This is a genomic window from Dactylosporangium sp. NPDC050688, from assembly GCF_040654515.1.
In the GTDB taxonomy this organism is placed as follows: Bacteria; Actinomycetota; Actinomycetes; order Mycobacteriales; family Micromonosporaceae; genus Dactylosporangium.
On sequence record NZ_JBFAIC010000164.1, the window covers coordinates 1 to 2,926 of the forward strand.

Here is a 2,926-nt window from a genome sequence, read left to right on the forward strand (position 1 = left end):
TGTCGTCGCTCACGAAATTCCCCGGGGCTGCGCTCAGGTAATTCCCCAGGTGGTGGGCCTCGGGTGTAGTTCTACTTGGTGGTGTCCTTGGTTGTCGAGCCGGCTCGGCCGGGGCGTTTGTTGGGTCGGTAGCTGGGTCCGTTCATGAAGACCTGGTGGCTGGTGTTGATGAGCCGGTCGAGCAGGGATTCGGCAACGACGGGGTTGGGGAACAGCGGGTACCAGTCGGTGGGTGACCGGTTCGAGGTGGCGATCAGCGACCGGCCGGCCTGGGCGCGTTCGGAGATGAGTTCGTAGAGGTCGTCGGCTTGCTGGGCGGTGAGTTCGCGCATGGCGAAGTCGTCGAGGATGAGCAGGGCTGGTCGGGCGAGTTCGGCGAGGCGGCGGGGCCAGGTGCGGTCGGCGTGGCCGCCGGCGAGGTCGGCGAGGGCGCGGCTGGTCTTGGTGAAGCGGACGTCGGCGCCGCGGCGGACGGCGAGGTGTCCGAGGGCTTGGGCGATGTGGGTTTTGCCGACGCCGACGGGTCCGTGCAGGACGACGGATTCGCCGGTTTGCAGCCAGCGCAGGGCGGCGAGGTCGCGGATCTGCGCGGCGGGGAGTTTCGGGCTGGCGGTGAAGTCGAACTCTTCGAGGGTGGTGGTGTGTTCGAACCGGGCGCGGCGCAGCCGCCGTTGGATGCTCATGGTGTCGCGTCGGGTGATCTCGTCGTGGCAGAGGACCTGCAGGAAGTCGAGGTGGCCGAGTTCCCCGGCCTGGGCTTGGGCGAGGCGGGCGTCGAGGGTGTGCAGCATGCCGGAGAGCTTCAACACGCGCAGGCTGTCGCGTAGGGCGGTGTCCACGATGGTCATGACGTCTCTTTCTGGTAGATGAAGCGGTGCAGGGCAGTCGTCAGGTCGGCCCAGTCGGTGCCGGACGGTCGGGGAAAGCCGTTGCGTTGCAACGCTTCGGCGATGTCGTGCAGCAGTCCATAGGTGAAGCGGGGATCGGCGGCGGTGGGGCGTGGCAGCGGGTAGGCCGGCTGCGAAACGCCGGTGTTGGTGGCGTCCTCGTTCATGCCAGGGCCGCCGTGTCGGGCGTGGTAGGCCGTTCGTCGTGGCCGGGGTCGCGGTGGTCGCTGTTCGTGGTGGACGGGTCCGTCAGGTCCGCCGCGTCGGGCCCGGCAGCGCTGTGTCGGGGTGTGTTGCTCGTGGTGGGCAGGGGGATGACGTTCGCGAACAGCTGCGAAGGGCCGTGCAGGTGCGCGGCGGCGCCTCCGTCACCGGCTGCGGGTGGCGGCGGGTCGGTCTCGGCGCCGGCGGTGAGGATGCCTTTGACGGTTCGGTAGGACGGGTCGCCGACCGTGATCGCTTTGACGCAGGCGGCTTCCAGCCTCGCCGGGGTGTGTTTGTCGGCCAGGCCGAGGACGCCCTGGGCGGCGCGTAGCCGGAACAGGGCGTTGACCTCGAGCAGACCGGCGATGACCTGGGTGCAGGCGGGGCCGATCTCGGCGGCGCGGGTGCGGCACCAGGTCGGGGTCCGCATCCGGAACGCGATCTTCTCCGGCGGGTAGTGCCCGAAGTCGGTCTGCTTGCCCTGTGGTTTGCGGCCGTGCGTGGCAATCAACTGTCCATTGTGGAAGAACTGCACCGTCGTGGTGGTGGAACGGGCGTCGACCCGCTGTCCCAGGTAGCGCCACGGGACCGAGTAGATCGTCTTGCCGACCTTGGCGTGGATGTCCGGCCCGACCGTCGCGGTGGACCACACCGCGAGGACGAACGGCTTATCGGGCAACGGTTGCAGTGCCTCGGCCTCGACCGCGGCGAACACCGAACCTGGTGCGGCGCCGGCGAGGGGGCGGCACGAGCGCCGCCCGGCGACGTCACGGCACCAGCCAAGGGCCGCGGACTGCATCTGGGCGAGGGAGGTGAACTCCCGACCCCGCCAGAACGAGTCCCGGACATACGGCATCGGCCGCTCGACCCGAGCCTTGTCCCGCGGCTTACGGGCCCGGGCCGGGTCGACCAGCACCCCGTAGTGCGCGGCGAGCTCGGCATACGAACGGTTGATCTTCGGGTCGTAGAGGTCGGGCCGGTCCACCCCGGTGCGCAGGTTGTCCGGGACGAGGCGGCGCGGCACCCCGCCGAAGAACGTGAACCCGGCCACGTGCGCGGCGGTCCACGCGGCCTGGTCCATGACGAGCACCGGCCGCACGAACATGTGCCGGGAACAGGCCAGGACCATCACGAACGCCCACACTCGCCGCCGCAGCCCCGAGGTCGGATCGGCCCAGTAGCCCAGGTGCCCGTAGTCGATCTGCGCCTCCTCGCCCGGTGGGGTGTCGGCCTCGTCGCGCAGCACGACCACCCGGTCGCGGCGCACCTCCTCCGGCAGGTTCGCCGCCACATACCGCTTCAACGACGCCACCGACGCGCCCAGACCGTGTTCGTCACGCAGCCGCTGATGGATCGTCGCCTGGGTCACCCCGGCCTTGAGCATCGCCACGATGTAGTCGTGATGCCTGGCGATCTCCGGCCACGTCACCTGCCGCAGCCGAGTGTCGGCCAGCTGCGGGAACCAGCGCAGCACCAGCGCCGTCCAGTCCTGCTGCGTCATCGCCGGCCCACCCGGCGTCAACCCCGCCGCCACCGCTGGGGCCAGGTACTTCCGGATCGTCTTGCGGTCCACGCCCAGCGACAGCGCCACCTCGCTGATCGAGCGGCCCGCATACCAGTGAATGAAGATCTCGGTCACATCGACCACGTCGAACGTTCTCCTCGCCATCGGCTCCCCCGCACGTCACCCGGACGAGGGAGGACTCTGCATGATCGCGAGGACCACCACCGGCAAAACCGCTCGTCATCCCCATGGGGAATTACGTGAGCGACCAGGGTGAGGAATTACGTGAGCGGCAGACCGCTACAGCTGGGGAATTACGTGAGCGCCGACA

2 protein-coding genes and 1 pseudogene are annotated in these 2,926 nt (G+C 69.3%); all 3 read right to left on the reverse strand.

Annotated features, from left to right (window positions below; genetic code table 11):
• Positions 1 to 71: 71 nt before the first annotated feature.
• Positions 72 to 848, reverse strand: coding sequence for an IS21-like element helper ATPase IstB (gene istB, locus AB0H83_RS51660; RefSeq protein ID WP_360111377.1), 777 nt, complete (start codon positions 846 to 848; stop codon positions 72 to 74).
• Positions 845 to 1,054, reverse strand: coding sequence for a hypothetical protein (locus AB0H83_RS51665; protein WP_360111380.1), 210 nt, complete (start codon positions 1,052 to 1,054; stop codon positions 845 to 847). The genes istB and AB0H83_RS51665 overlap by 4 nt, the downstream gene beginning before the upstream one ends.
• Positions 1,055 to 1,284: 230 nt before the next feature.
• Positions 1,285 to 2,739: pseudogene (istA, locus tag AB0H83_RS51670) on the reverse strand (IS21 family transposase); the annotation flags it as partial.
• Positions 2,740 to 2,926 lie beyond the last annotated feature (187 nt).

What these genes read in the sequence shown, in the direction of transcription:
- AB0H83_RS51665 (WP_360111380.1), bottom strand. Translation starts at nt 1,054, where the DNA reads ATGAACGAGGACGCCACCAACACCGGCGTTTCGCAGCCGGCCTACCCG.
- istB (WP_360111377.1), bottom strand. Translation starts at nt 848, where the DNA reads ATGACCATCGTGGACACCGCCCTACGCGACAGCCTGCGCGTGTTGAAG.